Genomic DNA, 21,931 nt, shown 5'->3' with positions numbered 1-21,931 from the left:
GTACGTGCCCGGAGTGCGTGCCACGGCATGCATATCCGATTCGCCGTGCGCAGCCGCGAGGCACGGCGGGCGGCGTCACCCGGCGGGGCATTCTTTCATCGCGCATCCTGTACGCGCCGCGTTCGTGCCCGTTTGCAACCGGTAGCAAAAGGGCGCCACCTGCTCGCCCCATTCCATCGTCCCAAGGAAAACGAATGAATTTCAACATGCTGGACGCGGCATTCCTGATCATTGTCGGGCTGTTCGTCCTGCGCGGCCTGTTTCGCGGCTTCGTGGAAGAGGTGGCGGGCCTGGTGGGCGTCATCGGCGGGTTCATCCTCGCCAACCGCCACCACGGCGACGCCGCGCCCCACGTGGCCAAGGTGGTGGGCGACCCAGGATGGGTCAACGTCATCGCCTACGTGGGCGTGTTCCTGGGCGTGCTGCTGGTGGTGGCCATCGTTGCGCGCATCATCCGCAAGCTGCTGGTCATCACCTTCGCCGGGTGGCTCGACCACATGGCGGGCGGGGTGATGGGCGCGGCCAAGGGGCTGCTGATCTGCTCCATCCTGCTGGCCGTACTGCTGCACTTTCTGCCCGACGCCGCCTTCGTGCGCGATTCGCGCGTGATACCGTATCTTTCCATGGTCACCGGCTACGTGAAGACGTTCCTGCCGCAGCAACTGTTCTAGGAACGCCGCGCCGTTTGTCCCCACCCCCAACGTCCGGCTTCGCCGGAGCCCCACGGATTTTCGCCCATGAGCACCGAACCCACGTCCCCGTCCTCTTCCGCCAGTTCCGCCGGTTCAGGCGGTCTTCAGGCCATCACCGATGTCATCGATCGCCTGCTGGCCCCCGAAGGCTGCCCGTGGGACCGTGAACAGACCCCGGAATCGCTGGCCGACTACGTCATCGAGGAATGCTTCGAACTGGTGGAGGCCATCCGCTCGGGCAAGGTGCACGACGTGCGCGAGGAACTGGGCGACGTGATGTTCCTGCTGGCGTTCATCGGCCGCCTGTACGCCGACAAGGGCCAGTTCACCCTGGACGACGCCATGGAAGGCAACGCGGCCAAGATGATCCGCCGCCACCCGCACGTGTTCGCCGAAGGCGAGTGCGCCAGCCGCGAGGAACTCTTGCGCAACTGGGAACGCATCAAGCGCGAGGAAAAGGCGGCGGCCATGGCCGCCGTGGATGGCGACGAGGGCAGCGACGAGGCCAACGGCGAAGCTGTCGCGGCGGCGTCCGGCGATGCCCCGGCGGGTGTGTTCGACAGCCTGCCCAAGGGGTTGCCCCCGTTGGTCAAGGCCTACCGGCTGCACTCCAAGGCCGCCCGCGTGGACTTCACCTGGGAGAGTGACGAGGACGTGGAGCAGCAGGTGGAGGCCGAGTGGCTGGAATGGCTGGACGCCTCGGCCAGCGGCGACAAGGAGCGCCAGGAGCAGGAACTGGGCGATTTCCTGTTCACCATCGTGGAGCTTGGCCGCCGCAAGGGCATCAAGGCCAACGCCGCGCTGGACTACGCCACGCTGAAGTTCCTGCGCCGTTTCGAGGGCATGGAGGCCCTGGCGCGCGAACGCGGGCTGGATTTTCCCAACCTTTCCTTCGAGGAAAAGGACGCGCTGTGGAACGAGGTGAAGGCCGCCGAAAAGGCCTGATGCCCGATCGCCGCCCGGCTGTCGCTGCGTCGCGGCCCGGGGGACGGGGCGCGCGCCTTGCGGCCTGCGGCGGGGCGCTCACCGTGTCTTCCCGCCAGACGCCCCCGGATGTGACGGGGATTCCGACCGCCGTCCCTCCGGATGCCGCCGCCCTGGCCCATGCGTGTCCCGCATCGGCGAAGCCGGTGGGCGAACAGGCCGCCGGGGTTGCCCCCCTTGCCCGGCGCATTGCCGGGGCGGTGAGGCAATGGCTGGCCACCGGGTTGCGCCTGGGGCCCGCATCCCGCGCGTTTCTGGAAGCGCAACTGGGGCTGCCGGGGCTTGCCGGGCTGCCGGGGGCGGAAGCCGTCGCGTGTCTGGCTCCGCTGCTGGCTGCATCGCCGGAAGGGCAGGCCGCCGCCGACACGGAAAGCGCCCTCGAATACCTGTTGTACCCGGATGTTGCCCTGCGCCTGGCCGTGGAACGGCTGTTGGCGGAAAGCGGCCAGGCCGCACCCGGCGAGGAGAAGGCAGACCCCGCGTTCGTCGGCACTGCCGCGCCATCCCTTGCGGATTCCCAAGCCGACCCGTGCGAGCGGCAGCCCCGCCTCGCGGACGAGGTGCTGCGCCTGCTGTCGCCGGACGCCACCGCCGTGCTGCACGTTCCTGACGCCCCCGGCGCTTTCGGGGGCGTTCCCGCGTTTTCCGAAGCACCCGCCTCCAACGCCACGGGCGCGGCCGCCCGCCTCGCGCTGCCCGCGCCCCCGTGGGCCTTGGCCCTGCTGGTGCGCCGGTTGCGTCTGGACCGGTCCATCCCCGCGCGCATCGCCGACGCCGTGGCGCACCACCTGCCGGAACCCCTGGCCCTTGCCGTGCGCCTGGCCCTGCGTGACGCCCGGTTCGACCTGACGGAACCGTTCGCCGAAGCTTCCGCCGTATCTCCCGCCCCCGCCCGTGCCGCAGGCCCGGCGGGCGCATCCCGCGCCGAACTCGTGCTGCGTTTCATCCGGCGCATGCCCCCGTCGGACCCCGGCTACGTCGGGGCGCTGGATATCTGGCTGGATATGCTGCACGACCTGCCGCCCGGCAAAAGCGCCCATGCGGCCCTTTCCGCGCGGCGCGAACGCCTGGCCCGGGCCGCGCGCGAGGCGGACGAGTTCACCGCGCGGCTGGGCCGCCTGAACATGGAGATACTGATGCTCCAGGGGGTGCACGCCCCGGCGCTGGACGCGGACGAAGCGCGCCGCAGGGTGCGCCTGATGGACCGGATGTGCCTGGCCGTGCTGGGCCGCCCTGCCGCATTGGACCAGGCGGAGCCCGGCATGGCCCCGGATTCGCCGGTGGGGCATGACCTGGGGGCTTTCGACCCGGCCACGGGGCTCGACGACCTGATGCGCCTGCTTTCCTAGGTGGTGTCGTACGAGCGTCCTTTTGTCCTCTGCCTACGTCAGAACAACTTTTTATTCCGGTCGAGTACGAGAAGAGTACGCTCCCTCCATAAAAAACTGTTCTTCCTTGGCAGAGAACAAAAAACCTGCTCGTGCAACACCACCCAGGCATCCGCGCTCGCTGCGTCCCTGCCATCCATCAGAAAAGGTCGGGTGCGCCGCCACGGGAACATCCCGCCACGGCGCACCCCGGTGCCCATCGGCGCCCGTGCGTCAGACGCTGACGTCCACGTGCTCCCCAAGGCCGCGCACGGCCACGGAGGACTCGGTCTGCGTCTGGCCCGCGTCCCGGCGTTCCTGCCGGGGAAGGGCGTCGGCCTGAATGCCCGCAAGCTGCTGCCCGTCCTGTTGCATCAGGCGGGTCTGCTCCAGCACGTTCAGGATGCCCTCCGCGCCACCGGTGAACTGGTCTATCCGCATGGCGCACCTCCTTTCACGGGGCATGCGTTACCCCGTATCCGTCCTATCGGCAGTTGATGCGCTTTCCACAGGGGGGGCACGAAAACGGATGCATTCCGGGCATGTCTTGCGTATCATCCGGAACAAGCGCGGGCCGGTTCGTGCCCGCACCGGAGGTCGCCATGCTGATGCCGCAGAACGAGGCCAAGTTTCGCTACTGCCCCTTCCTGAAGACCAGCGACGACAAGATGCGTTTCTGCGTCGGCGCCCAATGCATGATGTGGCGCTACAAGCACCCGCAACGCAACGAAGAGGGCGACGAGGGCTATTGCGGGCTGGCCGGCAAGCCCGCCGGGGCCATGTAACGGGCGCGCCCGTCCGGGCGGCGTATCCGCTCGTCATTCCACCACCGCATCCACCACCGCATCCATTGGACACGCATCCATGAACACCACCCCGGCCAAGGGACAGCGCACCCTTTCGTCCCGCAACCTGTTTTCGTACTTTCTCTTCCTGCTGCTGGTGCTGGCCCTGTGGCTGGCCTATCGGCTGGTGGACCCCTTCCTGCACACCCTCATCCTGGGGGCGGTGTTCTCGGCCATCTGCTACCCGCTGTTCCTGCGCTGCAAGACGCTGCTGCGCGGCAACGCCATCCTGGCGGCGCTGCTGGTGCTGACCGGGCTTGTGGTATGCATCGTCATTCCGGTGTGCGTGTTCGTGGCGTTGCTGATTCCGCAGGGCATGCAGACGGTGACGGCCATCAACAAGTGGCTGAGCGGCGGCGGCCCGGCCGCGCTGCTGTCCGAATCGAACCTTAAGCCGTGGCTGGAATGGGTGCAGGTGAACCTGCCGTTCATCGACCTGGGGCACATCAACTTCCAGGCCAGCCTGCTGGAGCTTTCGCGCACGGCGGGACAGACGCTGATCCAGTGGGGTTCATACGTGCTGGGCAACACCATGCTGTTCTTCCTGCACTTTCTGCTGCTGCTTCTGGTGATGTTCTTCATGCTGAAGGACGGCAAGCGCATGGTGGAAGGGGTGAAATACCTGTGCCCTCTGCGCGAGGAACAGGAGGACATGATCATCTTGGGCCTGCGCCGCGTGGCGCGCGCCGTGCTGGTGGGCGGGCTGCTGGTGGCGGTGGTGCAGGGGGTGCTGGGTGGCATCGGCATGGCCATCGTGGGGTTGCCCGGCATGTTCTGGGGCACGGTGATGGCCTTTGCCTCGCTGGTGCCGGTGGTGGGCACGGGTCTGGTCTGGGGGCCAGCCTCCATCTACCTGCTGCTGATGGGGCAGTGGAAGGGCGCGGTGTTCCTGGCGCTGTGGAGTTCGCTGGTGGTGGCCGGGGCCGATTCCATCTTGCGGCCGTACTTCATGCGCGGCAGTTCCGGCGCGTCGGTGTTCTACATCTTCATCTTCATCCTTGGCGGGCTGAAGGCCTTCGGCATGGCGGGCATCATCTACGGCCCGCTCATCCTCAGCTTCACCATGGTCATGCTGACCCTGTACGGCGAGGAATACCGCGACATCCTGGCCCCGCGCCCCCTTGCTGCGGCCGACCCGGACGCCTGCCCCGCGCCCCTGCCGCCGAACCGTGGCGGCCCGGAGACCCCCGGCGGGAATGGCCCCGGAAACTGACGGGCGGGGCAGCGGCACGCCAGGGGTCCATCCCCTGCGGGCAGGGAGCGGGAAACGCACGAATGCCGTACTCCGGCAGCCTTCTTGCCATTTCTCCGGGTTACCGGTAGGCGGTGAACTGGACATGGCGGTAGGCCGCCCGTCGCGAGGGGACACTGCGGCGGTTGGCCGGTGCCATGCCATGCCGCAGCAGCCCGTCCGAGGTCTTGCGGACAGTGGGCGGCCTGTTGGCGGCATTACTCGGGCAGCCAACTGTTTGAGCCACCCGCGCGACGCCATGGGGCGTCCATACGTGCTGGACGCCGGGCCTTGCCGGTGTTGCCCGGCATGCATCGCAAACCGTCGATAGGGCGGGCTTCGGCCCGCAGGGGGAGACGTGTTGCGCGAACCTTCCGGTCTTGAATCATCCTCCGGCGCGGCGGAACCCTGTCGCGATTCCGAACGCTCGGGCGTGGCGGAGTCCATGACCCACGCGAGTCCGGATGCGCCTTCCGCCCGGCTGATGCGGCCCCTGCCGCCGTTTTCGCACGCCACTTGCGCGGCGGACGATGGCCTGTTCGCCGGATTGCCGGACCTTGCCGCCATGCTGGGCAGGAGCGCCCCGCACGCGTTGCAGGAAGAACTGGGTGCTCCGCTCGAAGGGAGCGCCCAGGTGGGCGATGCGTCTGCCGACGCCGATGCCGCGCCCGCCCCGGAACCGGCGCGGGCCGCCGCGCCGGACGCCGGAATTTCCCCCGTCCCCCGCCCCTCGCCCCACGGCGACCTGGCCGCCCAGTTCGGCGCGGCGGGCATTGGCGTGAGCGTGTTCGACCCGGCGGGCCAACTGCTGTACATGAACGGCCGCATGGCCGACCTGCTGGGCTGCGCGCCGGAGGACATCCCCTCGCTGTTCTGCGCCCGCATGGTGGGACTGGAAGGCACCGCCGACGTGCTGGCCCTGTTCCTGCGCGTGGCGTCCGGCCAGGACGAGGGCGGCAGCGTGCGCAAGCGGTTTCTGCGCGGCGACGGGGGCACCATGCTGGCCTCGGTCACCCTCTACGCGGTGCACGACGCCCACGGCCTGCCGCTGCACGTGGTGCATCTGGTCCGCCCGCTGGAACGACCCGACCGTCCGGACCGTACAGACCGTCCAGACCGTACAGACAGGGGCAACGACCGGCCGGACACCCAGGCCCGCCGCCGTTTCGACGACGTGCCCTTCCCCGTGGGCTGGTCCGGCGCGGACGGCGCGCCCGCGCCCGGCACGCCGCGGCCCGACCGTTACCGCGCGGCATTGCACCTCATTGCCCATGCCACCCTGCACGAGACGGAGCCCGACGGCCTGGCCGGGGCCTTCGCGCGCATCTTTCGTTCGCTGCTGCCGGGCGAACCGCCGCAACTGGTGGTCTACCCCGGCGACGGCAGCCGCGTGGTGCATTCCGCGGCCGACCCGGCGGGGCGCAAGGACGCCGCGCCGCCGTGCGACCTCGCGGCGCGGGTGTACCTGCGCGGCGAAACCGTGCGCGTGGACGCCGACGAACTGCGCGAACTCGCCGAACTTGGTGAATGCCTGCTGCCCGACCCCGTGCCCGACCACTGGCTGGGCGTTCCGCTGCGCACCCGCACCGGCGAGGTGCTGGGGGCCATCGTGTGCCGGGTGGAAGGCGAGGACGGCGTACCCTGCGCCGCAGCGCAGTCCGACGCTCCCCCCTCCCCGCGCCCCGCACCCGTGCGTCCCCGGCCGGGCTTTTCGGCCGAGGATCGCCGCCTGCTGGAACTGGTGTCCGGCCACGTGGCCGACGCGCTGGCCGCCCGGCGCGACGTGGGCCGCCGGGCCATGGACGAGGTGCGCTTTCGCGCCGCCTTCGCGCATGGCGCGGCGGGCATGGCCTTGCTGGACGCCGGGGGACGGCTGCTGGCGGTGAACCGCGCTTTCGAGGACGCGTTCGGCTATCCCGCGGGCGTGCTGGCCGGCACGGAACTGCGCGACCTGCTGCCGCCCGACGTGGCCGGGCAGGCCCTGCGCGAGTTCGGCGGGATGTGGCTTTCCGTTTCGGCCATCCGCGCGGCCACGGGGCAGGGCGATGCCCCGGACAGCATAGTGCGGACCTCCTGGCCGTTCCTGCGGGCCGACGGCGAAAAGCGCTGGATGCAGCAGAGCCTGCGCATCCTGCCCGGAGAAGCGGGATACCCACCGTGCGCGCTGTTGCAGGTCGCTCCGCTGGAGGGCGGCAACGGCCGCGCCGGGCGCGACCCGGCCGGCCGCGACGAGGAGCGCATGACCCAGACCGCCTTCCACGACGTGCTCACCGGCCTGCCCAACCGGGTGCTGCTGCTGGACCGCGTGGAAAGCGCCCTCAAGCGCGCCCGGCGGCATGACCATTACCGATTCGCCGTGCTGTTTCTGGACATCGACCGGTTCAAGGTGGTCAACGAAAGCCTGGGACATCGAGCGGGCGACGAATTGCTGCGCCTGTTCTCGGACCGGGTGCTGCCCTGCCTGCGCGAAGTTGACACCCTGGCCCGCTGCGGCGGCGACGAGTTCGCCGTGCTGCTGGACGACGTGGAGGACATGGCCGAGGTGGGCACCATCGTAGAGCGCATCCAGGATTCCCTGCGCACCCCCTTTCCGGTGCACGACACCGAGGTGTACATGGCCGCCAGCATCGGCGTGGTGGTGCGCGCCCGGCAGTACACCTCGGCCGAGGACATCCTGCGCGACGCCGACCTCGCCATGTTCCGGGCCAAGGAATCGGGCAAGGGCCGCTACGAGCTGTTCGACGAGGAGGTGGTTCCCGCCGCGCCGGACAAGCTGCGCCGCGAGAACGAACTGCGCCGCGCCATGGAGCGCGGCGAGATAGAACTGTACTTCCAGCCGCTGGTATCGCTGCGCACCGCGCGCATCACCGGGCTGGAGGCGCTGGTGCGCTGGAACCACCCGGAACTGGGGCTGCTGACGCCCTCGGAGTTCATTCCCCTGGCCGAGGAATCGGGGTTGATCTACCACCTGGACCGGCATGTGCTGGAGCTGGGCTGCGCGTCCGTGCGCGCCCTGCGCGAGCGGGCCGGGCCAGCGGCGGAGTTCGCCCTGAACCTGAACATTTCCGCGCGCAGCTTCCGCCGCTGGAACATGGTGGAAAGCTATTCCGCCGTCATTCTGGAATCGGGCTGCAACCCGCTGGACGTGCGGCTGGAGATCACCGAAAGCCTGCTGCTGACCGGCGTGGACGCCGTGACCGACAAGCTGTGGAAGTTCAAGGAACTGGGCGTGTCCCTGGTGCTCGACGACTTCGGCACCGGCTATTCCTCGCTGAACTACCTGCGCCAGTTCCCCATGGACATGATCAAGATCGACAAGTCGTTCACCAGCCGCGTGCACGAGGAAAAGGCCGCCTACGGCATCGTGCAGTCCATCGTCAGCCTGGGCCGGGGCCTGGGCCTCGGCGTGGTGGCCGAAGGCATCGAACGGCCCGAACAGGCCGAAGTGCTGCTGGAACTGGGCTGCCTGTACGGGCAGGGCTTCCTGTACTCCCGCCCGCTGCCCTTCGACCGCACCGTCAAGGTGCTGGAACGCCGCTGCCCCCTGCCGCTGTCGGCGGGGTAGGGAGACTGAAATTGAGGAAGGCAAACGGGGGAAGGGACCCTTTGGAAAGGGTCTCCTTCCCCCGTACCCCCATCCCCCCAAACTTTTTAATTGGTGTGGAGATACGAAAACGGGCCGGATATTCTCCGGCCCGTTTTGTTGTTTTTGGAGGAAGGGTAGGTATGGCCCCCTGAACTGTAGCGGGGGTGAGAGGAGGGCAAAAGGAACAGCCCCTATAAAAAGTTTGGGGGGGAGGGGGCCGGGGAGGGAGACCTTTTTCAAAAGGTCCCCTCCCCGGTTCGTTCTTCCCTTATTCGCCTTTCGGAAACGCCAGCGGCAGCAGGTCGTCGATGTGGGCCACGGGGTGGACTTCGATACGGCGCAGCAGGTCTGCGGGGATGTCTTCCAGGTCCTTCATGTTCTGGCGCGGGATGATGACGTGCTGCATGCCGCGCGCCACCCCGGCGAGGATCTTTTCCTTGATGCCGCCCACGGGCAGCACGCGGCCGCGCAGCGTGATTTCGCCGGTCATGCACAGGTCGCTGCGCACGGGTTTGCCGGTAAGGGCGGAGAGCAGCGCGGTGACCATGGTCACCCCGGCCGAGGGGCCGTCCTTGGGGGTGGCCCCGGCGGGCACGTGGATGTGCAGGTCGAGCTTTTCCGAGAAGTCGGGTTCGATGCCCAGGCGTTCCGCGCGGCTGCGCGCGTAGGAAATGGCGGCCTGCGCGCTTTCCTTCATCACGTCGCCGAGCTGGCCGGTCATGGTCACGCCGCCCTTGCCCTTCATGGGGGTGACCTCCACGTGCAGCACCTCGCCGCCGTAGGGGGTCCAGGCCAGGCCCAGGGCCACGCCGGGCAGCAGTTCCGCTTCCTTTTCCTCGTCAATGAAGCGCGGCGCGCCCAGAAACTTTTCCAGCATGCGCGGGGTGATGCGGAAGGGTCCTTTTTCTCCCTCGGCCTTGCGGCGGGCCACCTTGCGGCACAGCGAGCCGATCTCGCGCTCCAGGTTCCGCAGCCCGGCCTCGCGGGTGTAGCCGGTGATGATGCGCTCGATGAGCGCGTCGGGCACGGTCACCTCGCGCGGGGACAGGCCGTTTTCCTTCGCCTGGCGCGGCAGCAGGTAGCGGCGGGCGATGGCCAGCTTTTCCTGCATGGTGTAGCCGGGGATGGAGATGACCTCCATGCGGTCGCGCAGGGCGGCGGGAATGGTGTCCAACTGGTTGGCGGTGCAGATGAACATGACCTTGGAAAGGTCGAAGGGCACGTTCAGGTAGTGGTCGCTGAACGAGAAGTTCTGTTCCGGGTCCAGCACCTCGAGCAGCGCGGATGACGGGTCGCCCCGGAAGTCGGACCCGATCTTGTCGATTTCGTCCAGCATCAGCACGGGGTTGCGCGTGGCCAGTTGTTTCAGGCTCTGCACGATGCGCCCCGGCATGGCCCCGATGTAGGTGCGCCGGTGGCCGCGGATTTCCGCCTCGTCGCGCATGCCGCCCAGCGAGATGCGCTGGAACTTGCGGCCCATGGCCCGGGCGATGGAGCGGCCCAGCGAGGTCTTGCCCACGCCGGGAGGCCCCGCGAAGCACAGGATGGGCCCCTTGGACTTGGGGTTCAGCTTGCGCACGCTGAGGTATTCCAGGATGCGGTCCTTGACCTTGGCGAGGCCGTGGTGGTCCTCGTCCAGGATCACCTTGGCCTTGTTGATGTCCAGCCGGTCGCGCGAAAGTTTGGCCCACGGCAGTTCCGCCAGCCATTCCAGGTAGGTGCGCACCACGGTGGCCTCGGACGAATCGGGGTGCATGGAGGCCAGGCGGCGCAACTGCTTGTCCGCCTCCTTGCGCACCTCGCGGGGCAGCCCGGCGCGCTCCAGCGAGCGCGTCAGGTCTTCCAGTTCCTCGTCCTCGTTGCCCGATTCGCCAAGTTCGCGGCGGATGGCCTTCATCTGCTCGCGCAGGAAGTAGTCCTTCTGGGCCTTGTCCATGCCCTCGCGCGCCATGCTCTGGATCTTGGCCTGCATGGAGGCCACTTCCACTTCCTTGACCAGTTGCTCGTTGACCAGGCGCAGCCGGGCGTCCGGGTCGGTGCATTCCAGGATGGCCTGCGCGTCGGAGACCTTCATGCGCAGGTTGGCGGCGATGAGGTCGGCCAGGCGGCCGGGGTCGTCGACGGAATTGAGCACGGCCATGATGTCCGATGTGGCGATGCCGCGCAGCGAAAGTATCTTTTCGCTCTGCTCGCGGGCGGCGCGCATCATGGCTTCCTGCTCCACGGTGGGCGGGCCCAGTTCCGGCTCGGGCAGGGTTTCCACGCGGGCGGTGAGGTAGCCGTCGCCCACGCCGAAGGACTGCACCCTGGCGCGGCTGATGCCCTGCACCAGCACCTTCAGCCGGTTGTCGGGCATCTTCAGCATGCGCATGATCATCACCACCGTGCCGGTGGCGTGCAGGTCTTCGGGGCCGGGGTCGTCCACCGATTCGTCGCGCTGGGTGCAGATCATCAGGTAGCGGCTGCCGTTAAGGGCGGCGTCCACGGCCTGCACCGACTTTTCGCGGCCCACGAACAGCGGCAGGATCATGTAGTTGAACACCACCACGTCGCGCACGGGCAGCACGGGCAACTCGTCGGGCAGCACGGGCAGTTCGGGGCTGTCTGTGGGATCTGTGGGATCGGGGGGAACGGGGGAATCGGCGGGATCGGCGGAATGCGCCGGATCATCGCCCGCCACGTCGTCGAAGTCGAGGGCGTGGGTGTCGTCACCGGCCCTGGCCGGTCTGGAGACAGGCACGTCGATGTCGCCCGAACCTGCCGCGCCGGTGGCCTGGATGTCGCTGACGGCGCCTTCGGTGTCGTCAGCGGTGTCGTCCTGCCTGTCCGTCCCGTCGGTCGAGGGCTTCGTGGCGGTGGTGGAGGCGGGCTTTCCGGCTCCCTTGGGGGTGCCGTCGTCGTATATGTCGTCGGTCATGCGGGGTGCTCCTCGCGTGTCAGGATAGGATATGAAAATCGTGGGGCGTCATCGGCGCGCCCGGTGTGCCCTGCGTGGCCTGCTGCCCGTCGCGGGAGTCGGGCGCGTTGTGGACGGCGGGCGCGGCGGGGTGTTCGTCCACGCCGGTGACCCTGGCGAACGCGGGCCCGCGCCACAGGGCCTCGCGCAGGGCGTCCATGCGCTCGTCCGGGCCTTCGGCCTCCAGTTCCACGCTGCCGTCGGGCATGTTGCGCACCCACCCGGCAAGCCCCAGGGCGCGGGCGGTGCGGCCGGTCCAGGAGCGAAAGCCCACCCCCTGCACCCGGCCGGTGACCCTGAAGCGGCTGCGTGTCATGGGTGCTTCCTCCCCGTCGGGTCAGATCAGGCCGTCTTCCTTCAGGCTGTAACAGGCGTCGTCGGTGACGATGACGTGGTCCAGCAGGCGCATGCCGATGGCCTTGGCCGAAAGTTCCAGTTGCCGGGTGATCTCGATGTCTCCCGCCGACGGCGACGGATTGCCGCCGGGGTGGTTGTGCACCAGAATGATCGAGGCCGCCTTGTGACGCAGGGCCAGTTCCAGGATTTCGCGCGGGTACACGGCGGATGCGTTCACCGTGCCGCGCGAGGCGCGTTCCCAGGCCACCATGCGGTTCTGGGTGTCCAGCAGGGCCACCCAGACCTCCTCGTGGGGCGAAGCTGCCAAACGCACCCTGGCCATTTCCGCAACCGCCTGCGGGCTGCCCAACACCTCGCGTTCGCGGGCCGGGGTTTCCACGTAGCGGGCCATCACCTCGCGCAGCAGGGCCCAGAAGTCGAGCATGGCCGGGCCGAAGCCCTTCACCGTCAGCAGTTCCGAGGGCCGGGCGTCCAGCACCCCGCGCAGGCTGCCGAAGCGGGTAAGCAGTTCCTTGGCCAGCGGCTTGGTGTCGCGGCGCAGCAGCACGTGGCCCAGCAGCAGTTCCAGCACTTCGTAATCGGGCAGCGCTGCGGGGTCGTGGCGCAACCGGGCGCGCACCCGTTCGCGGTGCCCGTGGTAGTGGGGACCAGTGGTCATAATAAGCAGTCGTGCGGGGCGTGCAAGCCCGTTGTACGCGAGGTGGCGGCGCGGGCTGGCTGGCTGCCCTGCCGGGGGGATGAGGCCGAGGGGGAATGCGCGTCCCCGTCCCGGGCGGGAAGGGCCGGTACCGCCTGCCGATGCTGCGTCGCGGCGGCCACGTCAGCTCCCGTAGCCGCCCGGCGAATGGGCCGGGGGACGCGGTCTGCCTCCCTGCGGAGTCCCGCCGGGCTGGGCGCGCCGACTGCGCGCGAACAGGGTGAACAGCCCGGCCGCCAGCATTTCCATGGCCTGTTCGGGCGAGCGCTCCCCGCTCTTGATGCCCAGTTCCGCTTCCAGGGCCAGGTCCCATATCCGGGCCAGACCGGCATGGCCCAACTGGCGGGCCAGTTGCTGCTTGGCGGGCAGCACCGAGGGGGGCAGGCGCACCTGCTCGCCCGCCAGCAGTTGCCAGAGGATGCGCGTTTCGCGCAGCAGCATGCCCAGGAAGGGGAAAAGCATGGAATCGCCGCCCAGGCGGTCGCGCAGCACCTGCCGCCACACGGTCATGGGGGCGTTGCCCGCCTGCAGGGCGCGCATGAAGGAAAAGATGTCGATGTCCGCCGCATGGTCCACCAGCGCGGCCATGGCCGGGGTCACCTCTCCGTCGCCCGCGGCCAGCGAGAGTTTTTCAAGCTCGGTGGCGATGGCGGTGGCGTCGGGTGGAAGGGCGGCGCAGACGGCCTCCAGCGCGCCCGGCGCGAAGCGGATGGCGTGCGATGCCGCATGCTGGCGCACGAAGGTGGATACCCCCCGTTCATCCAGGCCGGGCGAGCGCCATATCCATTTCTTCGCTTCCGCGAAGTCGAGGCAGCGCAGCTTGGCGATGTGCACGGGCACCTTGGGCTGGCCCTTGTCGAAGGGGACCTCCAGACACAGGAACGGCCAGGCCAGCGGGTTGGGCTTGGCCAGGGCGGCGGAAATGCGCTTCCACGTTTCGGCGGGCAGGTTCTGGGCGTTGCGCACCACCAGGGCGCGCGGCGTGGCGAACAGCCCCTGCAGGGTCAGGTGTTCCCAGAAGGCCGGGGGCAGCGGCTCGTCGCCCCAGAAGGCCTGGCGGTCCCATTCCGCTGGCGCGGCAGGGGCAAGCCCGAGGCCTCCGGAGCTCCCTTCGGGAAGCGCGGGCGGGTGGGCGGCCAGCAGCGCGTCGATGCGGTCGCGCATCAGGCGGGCGTCGGGGCAGATGCAGATGGTGAAGCCGGGTCTCGTCATGCGGGCACCGTGGGGTTGCGGGGAGGGAGCGGCAACGAGAAGGCCCGAAGGGATCGCCTCCCCTCGGGCCGTTTATATCCGGGCCGACGCCTGCGGTCTAGAAGCGCTGGCGCATCCTGTCCACCAGCCGACGCACCAGTTCGGTGCCCACTTCTTCGGCGGCGTCCTGCTCGTTGTAGGTATCGTAGGAGTTGGAGTAGGAAACCACCTTCGATTCCCAGACCACGGCGTTGGTGGCGCCGTCGTACACGGTAGCCTCCGCCGACATGGAGGCGGTATACAACTGCGTGTTGTCGTCGGAGTCGCGCACGTCGCCGCGCAGGCGGAAATGGCGCACGCGCAGCTTGATCTCGTAGTCCGCGCGGCCGTCGTCCTTCCACACCCCCAGGCTGCGCGCGCCCACTTCGTCGCGCAGGGCCGAGCGCAGCAGGTAGGGCAGCCACGGGTACATGGTGGGGTTGTCCACGCCCTTGATCTTGATGGTCTTGGTTCCGTCGCCGAAGATGCCGGTGTCTTCGGTGGTCAGGCGGTAGCCCGCGCAGCCGGACAGCGCAGCCAGCAGCACCGCGAACAGCGCCACGGTCGTGACCGCGCGCACCACGCGCCGCGTCATGCGGGACGGTAATCCGCCGTTGCGGCCCGCGCTCTGGCCAAGGTTCATGAAGGACGCGGCGGCCATGGCTAGCTCACCACCACGTTGACGAGTTTTCCGGGAATGACGACGACCTTGCGCACGGTGACACCCTCCAGATGGCGGGCCACGTTGGGTTCCGACAGGGCCGCGGCCTCGATGGCCTTGGCGTCCGCCCCGGCGGGCACGCTGACGCGGCCGCGCAGCTTGCCGTTGATCTGGACCACGATGGTTTCCTCGTCACGGGCCAGGGCTTCCTCGCTCCACTGCGGCCACGGCTCGTCGGTGACGCGTCCCTGGTTGCCGATGGCGGCCCACAGTTCCTCGGCAAGGTGCGGGGTGATGGGGGACAGCAGCGTGAGCGCGGTGGCCACGGCGCTGGAGAGCACCCGGCGTCCGCCCTCGTCGCCGGACAGTTCGTCCTTGGCGAGGTACAGTGCGTTGACCAGTTCCATCACCGCCGCGATGGCCGTGTTGAACTGGAACCTGTCGCTGATGTCCGCCCCGGCCTTGCGCACCGTGGCGTGTTCCTTGTTGCGCAGGTCCCTGGCCTGGGGCGTCTGCGCGTCTGCCGCGGTGGCCGAGCAGGCCTTCACCGGCATGAGCACGCCGGAAAGCTCGTCCGCCAGACGCCAGATGCGCCCGATGAAGCGGTAGGAACCCTCGATGCCGGTGTCGCTCCAGTCGAAGTCGCGTTCCGGCGGCGCGGCGAACAGGCAGAACAGGCGCACCGTGTCCGCCCCGTAGCGGGCGATCATTTCGGTGGGGTCCACCACGTTGCCCTTGGACTTGGACATCTTGGCCCCTTCCTTCAGCACCATGCCCTGGGTGAGCAGGTTGGCGAAGGGTTCGTCCAGGTCCATGTAGCCGCAGTCGCGCAGGGCCTTCACGAAGAAGCGCGAGTAAAGCAGGTGCAGGATGGCGTGCTCCACGCCGCCGATGTACTGGTCCACGGGCATCCAGTACTTGAGCGCGGCGGGGTCGAACGCTCCGTCGTCCTTGCGGGCGCTGGTGTAGCGCGCGAAATACCAAGAGGACTCCACGAAGGTGTCCATGGTGTCGGTTTCGCGGCGGGCCTTGCCGCCGCACTTGGGGCAGGCGCAGTCCGCGAATTCGGGGGTGTCGGGCAGGGGCGAGCGGCCGTCCTCGTGGGTACGCACCTCCAGCGGCAGCAGCACGGGCAGGTTCTCGTCCTTTTCGGCGACCACCCCGCAGGTGTCGCAGTACACCACGGGAATGGGCGCGCCCCAGTACCGCTGACGCGAGATGTTCCAGTCGCGCAGGCGGTAGTTGACGGTGCGGCGGCCCTTGCCGGAGGCTTCCAGCGAATCGGCGATCTTCTGCTTGGCGGCCTCGTTGGTCAGGCCGTCGAATTCACCGGAATTGACCAACTGGCCCGCCTCGGTCCACGCGGCCTGCATGGCGGCGGTGTCCAGCGCGTCGCCTTCCGGCTGGATGACAACCTGCATGGGCAGGTCGTACTTGCGGGCGAACTCGAAGTCGCGCTGGTCGTGCGCGGGCACGGCCATGACCGCGCCGGTGCCGTATTCGGCCAGCACGAAGTTGGCCACCCAGATGGGCATGCGGCGGCCGGTGAAGGGGTTCACGCAGTAGGCCCCGGTGAACACGCCTTCCTTCTCCAGGTCGTCCGACTGGCGCACGATGCGGTCCATGTTGCGGATGCGCTCCACGAAGGCGCGCACCGCCGGGGCTTCGGGCTTTCCGTCAATGAGCTGTTCCACCAGCGGGTGTTCCGGCGCAAGGCTCATGAAGGTGGCCCCGAACACCGTGTCCTGCCGGGTGGTGAACACGGTGATGGACTCTTCCGATCCTTCCAGAGGGAACACGATCTCCGCGCCGATGGACTTGCCGATCCAGTTGCGCTGCATGCTCACCACGCGCTCGGGCCAGCCCGCCTCCAGCTTGTCGAGGTCGGCCAGCAACTCTTCCGCGTAGTCGGTGATGCGCAGGAACCACTGGGTCAGGTTCTTCTGCTCCACGGCGGAATCGCAGCGCCAGCACAGCCCCTCGATGACCTGTTCGTTGGCGAGCACGGTGTGGCACTTGGGGCACCAGTTCTGTGGGGCCTGCTTGCGGTACACCAGGCCCTTCTCGAAGAAGCGCAGGAAAAATTGCTGTTCCCAGCGGTAGTATTCGGGCGTGCAGGTGGCCAGTTCGCGCCGCCAGTCATACGAGTAGCCCAGGCGGCGCAACTGGGTGCGCATGTTGTCTATGTTGGAAAAGGTCCACTTGGCGGGATGGGTGCCGTGCTTGATGGCGGCGTTTTCCGCCGGCAGCCCGAAGGCGTCCCAGCCCATGGGGTGCAGCACGTTGAAGCCCTGCATGCGCTTGAAGCGGGCCACCACGTCGCCGATGGAGTAGTTGCGCACGTGCCCCATGTGGATGTTGCCCGAAGGATACGGGAACATTTCCAGCACGTAGTACTTGGGCTTGTCGGAGTGGTGGTCGCAGTGGAAGGCGCCGCTTTCTTCCCAGATGCGCTGCCATTTGGTTTCGATGGACTGGGGATCGTATTTCATGCCGCGTTCGGGTTTCATGCCGCGATGGTCCTTGTGGGCTGGTCCGTGTAAGCTGGTCCCTGTGAGCTGGTGCGGGGCCGCCTGCCATGCCGTTGGTGGCCGGTGCCTGTTCCGACCGCCGGTGGTGGCGAGTATCTGGTCCGGTATCTGGTCCGGTACTGATCTGGCGGGCGCGCCTGCCGGGAAGACCGAGGGCGCGAGCCCGTCAGACCGTAGCCTTTCGGACGCGCGCCTTCAAGTGCCAATTGCGCATTCGCGGGGTGATTCCGGGCGGTTAAGCGCCGCCCGGCTCCCCCGTCAGCACCGGGGCCTACTGCCCCTTGGGCGATAGTCGGCCCGATTCCACCGCGCGGGCCACCGCGTCGAGAATGCCGTTGATGAAACCGCGCGAGTTGTCGTCGCCGAACTGCTTGGAAAGCTCGATGGCCTCGTTCATGGCCACCTTGGCGGGCACGTCGTCGCGGAACAGCATTTCGTACACGGCGATGCGCAGCAGCGTCAGTTCCACGCGGCCCATGCGCTCCACGCGCCAGTTCTGCGAAAAGCCCGATACGGCCTCGTCCAGTTCGGCCTGGGTCTTCCACACGCCGTGGATGACTTCCCACGCGTAGCCCTGGGGGGCGGTGGCGGGGTCGTGCCGTGCGGACGCATCGCTTTCGGCGGCCCGGTCCGCGACATCGGGCGAGGCGGCGTAGGCCGCGCGCAACGCCCCTTCGCTGGTGGCCGGGGTGAAGCTGAGCCCGTACAGCACCTGAAAGGCCAGCGCGCGCTCGCTGCGCCGGGTGGGTTTCTTGCCCTGGTTGGCCATGGGCTTACAGCTGCTCCATCACGCGCACGGTTTCCAGCACGGCGGCGGCGGCGTCCACGCCCTTGTTGCCCGCCTTGGTGCCCGCGCGTTCGATGGCCTGCTCGATGGAATCGGTGGTCAAAAGGCCGAAGCCCACGGGCACGCCGGAATCGAGCGAAATGTGGGCCAGGCCCTTGGTGGCTTCGTTGGCCACGAAATCGAAGTGGGGGGTGGCCCCGCGAATGACCGCGCCCAGGGCGATGATGCCGTGGTAGCGGCCGCTCTTGGCCAGCTTCTGGGCCACGATGGGCATTTCGAACGCGCCGGGAACGCGGACGATGGTCAGGTCCTCGCGCTCACAGCCGTGGCGGGCCAGGTAGTCCACCGCACCGCCCACCAGGCGGTCCACGATGAAGTCGTTGAAACGGGTGGCGAGGATGGCGAACTTCAGGCCCTTGGCGTCGAACTGGCCCTCGATGGTCTTGACGTGCAGCATTGGGGGTCTCCTTTTCCGGCGGCGCGCCGGGGCGTGATATGGGGCCGTCCTCCGCCCGCGCCGGGTGGTGCCTGGCGCGGGCGGGGCGGTTGCGTGTCGTTTAGATTTCGCTCGGCGCGTCGGTATGCTTCAGTTCGAGAAGATGGCCCATCTTCTCCTTCTTGGTGCGCAGGTACGCCTCGTTGAAGGAGCAGGATTCCAGCTCCACGGGCACCCGTTCCACCACCTCGATGCCGTAGCCTTCAAGGCCGATGATCTTCTTGGGGTTGTTGGTCATCATGCGCATCTTGCGCACGCCAAGGTCCACCAGAATCTGCGCGCCGATGCCGTAGTCGCGCAGGTCCGCCTTGAAGCCCAGCTTGTGGTTGGCCTCCACGGTGTCGTAGCCCTGGTCCTGCAGCGCGTAGGCGCGGATCTTGTTGGCAAGGCCGATGCCCCGCCCTTCCTGGCGCATGTACAAGAGCACGCCCTTGCCCTCGCCCGCGATCTGGCACATGGCCGCCGCCAGCTGGCCGCCGCAGTCGCAGCGCATGGAGCCCAGCACGTCGCCGGTCAGGCATTCGCTGTGCACGCGCACCAGCACCGGCTCACCGGGGGTGATGTCACCCTTGACCAGCGCCAGGTGGGTTTCGTCGTGCAGTTCGTTTTCGTAGGCGATGACACGGAACTCGCCGTACTTGGTGGGCATCTGCGCCTCGGCCACGCGCTTCACGGACAGCAGGCCCGACTGCATGCGGTAGCGGATGAGATCGCGGATGGTGGCGATCTTCATGTCGTGCTTCTTCGCGAATTCGATCAGGTCGGGCATGCGGGCCATTTCGCCGTCGTCGCGCATGATCTCGCAGATCACCGCCGCGCCCTTCAGGCCGGCCAGCTTCGACAGGTCCACGCTGCCCTCGGTCTGCCCGGCGCGCACCATGACGCCGCCCTTCTGGGCTCGCAGGGGAAAGATATGGCCGGGGGTCACCAGGTCTTCGGGCTGGGCCTCGTCGGCCACGGCGGCCAGGATGGTCGTCGCGCGGTCGGCGGCGGAAATGCCCGTGGTCACGCCCTTGCGCGCCTCGATGGACACCGTGAAGTTGGTGCCGAACTTCGAGCCGTTGCGGCGGGTCATCATGGGCAGTTGCAGCTTGTCCACCTGCGCCGGTTCAAGGGCCAGGCAGATCAGGCCGCGCCCGTGCGTGGCCATGAAGTTGATGATCTCGGGGGTGATGTGCTGGGCGGCGATGGTCAGGTCGCCCTCGTTCTCGCGGTCTTCGTCGTCCACGAGGATGATCATCTTACCCTTGCTGATTTCCTCGATGGCTTCCTCGGTCTTGCAAATGGGCATGGCTACCTCTGGATATGCGACGCCGCCCCGTGCGCGCGCGGCGTTCTGGTCGTTCGACACGAATGAAGACCCGGCTCCTGTCCCCTGCGACGGGACCTAAAAGCCGTGTTCCTTCAGAAACTCCACGGACAGCCCGCCACCCCCGCCGGAGCCGGAGGCGGCATGGCCGGTGGCGGATGCGCCGCCCTGCCATGCCGAAAGCATGCGCTGCACGTACTTGCCGATGAGGTCCGTCTCCATGTTCACGCGGACTCCGGGCTTCCACCCTGCGATGGTGGTGACCCGCTGCGTTTCGGGGATGACGTTGACCTCCAGAAAATCCGGGCCACAATGATTAACCGTCAGGCTCACCCCGTCAAGGGCCACGGAGCCCTTGGGGATGACCTGGGGGCCGAATTCTTGCGGAAAAGTGAGCCGGTAGCGGCGCGATTCGCCTTCCGGGCGGACGTCCGACACGGTGGCCACGCAGTCCACGTGCCCCGCCACCATGTGCCCGCCCAGGCGGTCGCCCATGGCCAGGGCCCGCTCCAGGTTCACCTTGTCGCCGGTTTTGAGGTCGCCGAGGGTGGTCAGGCGCATGGTTTCGGCCGAGGCGTAGCAGGAGTACCACGCGGTGTCGCGGGCGCCGCCGTGGGTTTCCACGGTCAGGCACACGCCGTTGGCCGCGATGGATTCGCCCACCACGATGTCGGACAGCACGAACAGCGGCCGGATGCGCAGGCGGGTTTCCTTGCCCGCGCTCTCCACGGCCACGATGCCGCCCTGTCCCTGAATGATGCCGGTGAACATGAAGCTCTCTCCGAGGCGGCGTGCCGCCGTTGTCTGGGATATATCACACAACCTGGGGGCTGCTTCTAACGCAGGACGTTCGTCCGTTGGCAAGGAAAACGAGCCTGCCATGAGGGAGTATACTCTTGTCGTATTTGACCGACATGGCAGGTGAAGTGTGACATCGCCAACGGACGAAAGGACAAGTTAGAAACAGTCCCCGGGGCGCAGGGTGACGATGATGTCCTCCCCGCTGGGTGCGGTGGCGGCCACGCGCAAACCCAGCGCGTCGTCCATGCGCAGGGGGGCGCGGCCGTCGAACAGGGGGCGCGCCGCGTTGTCGCCCAGCACCTTGGGGGCCAGGTGCAACTCGAACTCGTGCACCAGCCCGGCTTCCAGCAGGGCCAGGCCCAACTGCCCGCCGCCCTCGCACAGCACGTACAGGCAACCGGCCTCGGCCCGCAACCGGGCCAGGCCAGCGCGCAGGTCCAGCTTCGCGCCAGCCGTGCCGCCCGTGCCAGCCGTGTCGCTTGCGACAGGCAGGCCCCACACCCGCGCGCCCGTGGCGCGCACCGCGTCGGCGGCAGGGGAGGCGGAGGCGGGCTCCGTGGTCCAGAAAATGGTTTCGGCCGCCCGCTGTTGCAGTAGCGCCAGTTCACCGGCCCGCGCGGCCACCTCATCCAGGCGCGAGGTGACGGCCACGGCCAGCGGCTGGCGGCGCGGGGCGTCCGCACCGTCAACGCGGGAGCAGTCCCCTTGGGGAGCGGCGGGAAACGCATCGGAAAAATCGCCGCAGCGGGCGGTCAGCAGCGGGTTGTCGGCGAACAGGGTGGAGCCGCCCACAAGCACCGCGCCCCCGGCATGGCCCGCGCCCGCGCGGATGCCATGCACCCGGCGGCGCGAGGCCGCGCAGCTTATCCACTGCGAATGGCCCGCGCGGGTGGCGATGCGACCGTCCAGCGTGCTGGCCAGCTTCAGGATGACGTAGGGCTGGTCCGTCAGCTTCCAGGTGACGAAGTCGGCCACCAGGTCGCGGCAGTCCTGTTCGCGCACGCCCACGTCCACACGCACGCCGTGCTGGCGCAGAAATTCCGCCCCGCCCTGGGCCACTGGGTTGGGGTCTGCCATGCCCACCACCACGTGGCGGATGCCCGCCGCCAGCACCGCCTGCGAGCAGGGGGGCGTCTTGCCGTGGTGGTTGCACGGCTCCAGCGTGACCACCAGCGTGCACCCGGCCGGGTCCACGCCGTTTGCCGCCGCGTCGCGCAGGCATTCCACCTCGGCGTGGGGCATGCCGCAGGCCGTGTGATAGCCGCGCGCCATTACCTGACCGTCGCGCACCAGCACCGCGCCCACCGTGGGGTTGGGCGCTGCGCGCCAGCGGCCGCGCCGGGCGAGGGCGATGGCCTCGCCCATGAACGCGTGGAACGGATGGGGCGCGGTCATGGGAGC

18 protein-coding genes are annotated in these 21,931 nt (G+C 68.4%); 6 read left to right on the top strand and 12 right to left on the bottom strand.

Annotation, left to right across the window (positions count from 1 at the left end; genetic code table 11):
• Positions 1-194 precede the first annotated feature (194 nt).
• The 3 genes from RVX_RS11025 to RVX_RS11015 all read left to right on the top strand — a co-directional run bounded on the left by RVX_RS11025 (position 195) and on the right by RVX_RS11015 (position 3,025).
• Positions 195-671 (top strand): CvpA family protein, encoded by a 477-nt coding sequence (locus RVX_RS11025; protein ID WP_007527578.1) that lies wholly within the window; start codon positions 195-197, stop codon positions 669-671.
• Positions 672-737: 66 nt separating this feature from the next.
• Positions 738-1,637, top strand: a complete 900-nt coding sequence (mazG, locus tag RVX_RS11020) for a nucleoside triphosphate pyrophosphohydrolase (RefSeq protein ID WP_172596562.1) — start codon at positions 738-740, stop codon at positions 1,635-1,637.
• 185 nt (positions 1,638-1,822) lie between these two features.
• Positions 1,823-3,025, top strand: coding sequence for a hypothetical protein (locus RVX_RS11015; protein ID WP_230404559.1), 1,203 nt, complete (start codon positions 1,823-1,825; stop codon positions 3,023-3,025).
• A 252-nt stretch (positions 3,026-3,277) separates the two neighbouring features.
• On the opposite strand, the gene RVX_RS11010 is transcribed toward RVX_RS11015, so the two are convergent.
• Positions 3,278-3,484, bottom strand: a complete 207-nt coding sequence (locus RVX_RS11010; protein ID WP_116305894.1) for a hypothetical protein — start codon at positions 3,482-3,484, stop codon at positions 3,278-3,280.
• Between the two features lie 161 nt (positions 3,485-3,645).
• On the opposite strand from RVX_RS11010, the gene RVX_RS11005 reads away from it, so the two are divergent.
• The 3 genes from RVX_RS11005 to RVX_RS10995 all read left to right on the top strand — a co-directional run bounded on the left by RVX_RS11005 (position 3,646) and on the right by RVX_RS10995 (position 8,684).
• Entirely contained in the window at positions 3,646-3,828 is a 183-nt protein-coding gene (locus RVX_RS11005) for a hypothetical protein (RefSeq protein WP_007527587.1), read from the top strand.
• 79 nt (positions 3,829-3,907) lie between these two features.
• A complete protein-coding gene (locus RVX_RS11000) occupies positions 3,908-5,101 on the top strand; it encodes an AI-2E family transporter (protein WP_116305893.1) in 1,194 nt (397 codons plus the stop codon).
• A 376-nt stretch (positions 5,102-5,477) separates the two neighbouring features.
• On the top strand, positions 5,478-8,684 hold the full coding sequence (locus RVX_RS10995; RefSeq protein WP_116305892.1) for an EAL domain-containing protein: 3,207 nt from the start codon (positions 5,478-5,480) through the stop codon (positions 8,682-8,684).
• Positions 8,685-8,973: 289 nt separating this feature from the next.
• On the opposite strand, the gene lon is transcribed toward RVX_RS10995, so the two are convergent.
• From lon to ribD, 11 genes are all read right to left on the bottom strand, one after another.
• Positions 8,974-11,622 (bottom strand): endopeptidase La, encoded by a 2,649-nt coding sequence (lon, locus tag RVX_RS10990; protein WP_116305891.1) that lies wholly within the window; start codon positions 11,620-11,622, stop codon positions 8,974-8,976.
• Positions 11,623-11,641: 19 nt separating this feature from the next.
• Positions 11,642-11,977, bottom strand: coding sequence for an acylphosphatase (locus RVX_RS10985; protein ID WP_116305890.1), 336 nt, complete (start codon positions 11,975-11,977; stop codon positions 11,642-11,644).
• Positions 11,978-11,998: 21 nt separating this feature from the next.
• Positions 11,999-12,676: a RadC family protein gene (gene radC / locus RVX_RS10980; RefSeq protein ID WP_116305889.1), complete on the bottom strand. Its 678-nt coding sequence runs from the start codon at positions 12,674-12,676 to the stop codon at positions 11,999-12,001.
• 162 nt (positions 12,677-12,838) lie between these two features.
• On the bottom strand, positions 12,839-13,927 hold the full coding sequence (locus RVX_RS10975; protein WP_116305888.1) for a DNA polymerase III subunit delta: 1,089 nt from the start codon (positions 13,925-13,927) through the stop codon (positions 12,839-12,841).
• A 97-nt stretch (positions 13,928-14,024) separates the two neighbouring features.
• A complete protein-coding gene (gene lptE, locus RVX_RS10970; protein ID WP_116305887.1) occupies positions 14,025-14,606 on the bottom strand; it encodes an LPS assembly lipoprotein LptE in 582 nt (193 codons plus the stop codon).
• 2 nt (positions 14,607-14,608) lie between these two features.
• The gene (gene leuS / locus RVX_RS10965; RefSeq protein ID WP_116306543.1) at positions 14,609-17,098 is read right to left on the bottom strand and encodes a leucine--tRNA ligase; all 2,490 of its coding nucleotides are present in this window, start codon (positions 17,096-17,098) and stop codon (positions 14,609-14,611) included.
• 310 nt (positions 17,099-17,408) lie between these two features.
• The gene (nusB, locus tag RVX_RS10960; protein WP_116305886.1) at positions 17,409-17,906 is read right to left on the bottom strand and encodes a transcription antitermination factor NusB; all 498 of its coding nucleotides are present in this window, start codon (positions 17,904-17,906) and stop codon (positions 17,409-17,411) included.
• A gap of 4 nt (positions 17,907-17,910) precedes the next feature.
• Positions 17,911-18,381, bottom strand: a complete 471-nt coding sequence (gene ribE / locus RVX_RS10955; protein WP_116305885.1) for a 6,7-dimethyl-8-ribityllumazine synthase — start codon at positions 18,379-18,381, stop codon at positions 17,911-17,913.
• A 100-nt stretch (positions 18,382-18,481) separates the two neighbouring features.
• The gene (locus RVX_RS10950; protein WP_116305884.1) at positions 18,482-19,711 is read right to left on the bottom strand and encodes a bifunctional 3,4-dihydroxy-2-butanone-4-phosphate synthase/GTP cyclohydrolase II; all 1,230 of its coding nucleotides are present in this window, start codon (positions 19,709-19,711) and stop codon (positions 18,482-18,484) included.
• Positions 19,712-19,807: 96 nt separating this feature from the next.
• Complete coding sequence (locus RVX_RS10945; protein WP_116305883.1) at positions 19,808-20,500, bottom strand: riboflavin synthase; 693 nt, start codon at positions 20,498-20,500, stop codon at positions 19,808-19,810.
• A gap of 186 nt (positions 20,501-20,686) precedes the next feature.
• A complete protein-coding gene (gene ribD / locus RVX_RS10940; protein ID WP_116305882.1) occupies positions 20,687-21,925 on the bottom strand; it encodes a bifunctional diaminohydroxyphosphoribosylaminopyrimidine deaminase/5-amino-6-(5-phosphoribosylamino)uracil reductase RibD in 1,239 nt (412 codons plus the stop codon).
• Between the last annotated feature and the right edge of the window lie 6 nt (positions 21,926-21,931).

The sequence above is a fragment of the Nitratidesulfovibrio sp. HK-II genome (assembly GCF_003402415.2).
Lineage (GTDB): Bacteria > Desulfobacterota > Desulfovibrionia > Desulfovibrionales > Desulfovibrionaceae > Cupidesulfovibrio.
This window is presented reverse-complemented; position numbering and strand designations above follow the sequence as displayed.

Excerpts from the sequence above, each read along its gene's own strand:
- RVX_RS11025 (WP_007527578.1), top strand. The coding sequence starts at position 195 with ATGAATTTCAACATGCTGGACGCGGCATTCCTGATCATTGTCGGGCTG.
- mazG (WP_172596562.1), top strand. The coding sequence starts at position 738 with ATGAGCACCGAACCCACGTCCCCGTCCTCTTCCGCCAGTTCCGCCGGT.
- RVX_RS11010 (WP_116305894.1), bottom strand. The coding sequence starts at position 3,484 with ATGCGGATAGACCAGTTCACCGGTGGCGCGGAGGGCATCCTGAACGTG.
- RVX_RS11005 (WP_007527587.1), top strand. The coding sequence starts at position 3,646 with ATGCTGATGCCGCAGAACGAGGCCAAGTTTCGCTACTGCCCCTTCCTG.
- RVX_RS11000 (WP_116305893.1), top strand. The coding sequence starts at position 3,908 with ATGAACACCACCCCGGCCAAGGGACAGCGCACCCTTTCGTCCCGCAAC.
- lon (WP_116305891.1), bottom strand. The coding sequence starts at position 11,622 with ATGACCGACGACATATACGACGACGGCACCCCCAAGGGAGCCGGAAAG.
- RVX_RS10985 (WP_116305890.1), bottom strand. The coding sequence starts at position 11,977 with ATGACACGCAGCCGCTTCAGGGTCACCGGCCGGGTGCAGGGGGTGGGC.
- radC (WP_116305889.1), bottom strand. The coding sequence starts at position 12,676 with ATGACCACTGGTCCCCACTACCACGGGCACCGCGAACGGGTGCGCGCC.
- RVX_RS10975 (WP_116305888.1), bottom strand. The coding sequence starts at position 13,927 with ATGACGAGACCCGGCTTCACCATCTGCATCTGCCCCGACGCCCGCCTG.
- lptE (WP_116305887.1), bottom strand. The coding sequence starts at position 14,606 with ATGGCCGCCGCGTCCTTCATGAACCTTGGCCAGAGCGCGGGCCGCAAC.
- leuS (WP_116306543.1), bottom strand. The coding sequence starts at position 17,098 with ATGAAATACGATCCCCAGTCCATCGAAACCAAATGGCAGCGCATCTGG.
- nusB (WP_116305886.1), bottom strand. The coding sequence starts at position 17,906 with ATGGCCAACCAGGGCAAGAAACCCACCCGGCGCAGCGAGCGCGCGCTG.
- ribE (WP_116305885.1), bottom strand. The coding sequence starts at position 18,381 with ATGCTGCACGTCAAGACCATCGAGGGCCAGTTCGACGCCAAGGGCCTG.
- RVX_RS10950 (WP_116305884.1), bottom strand. The coding sequence starts at position 19,711 with ATGCCCATTTGCAAGACCGAGGAAGCCATCGAGGAAATCAGCAAGGGT.
- RVX_RS10945 (WP_116305883.1), bottom strand. The coding sequence starts at position 20,500 with ATGTTCACCGGCATCATTCAGGGACAGGGCGGCATCGTGGCCGTGGAG.
- ribD (WP_116305882.1), bottom strand. The coding sequence starts at position 21,925 with ATGACCGCGCCCCATCCGTTCCACGCGTTCATGGGCGAGGCCATCGCC.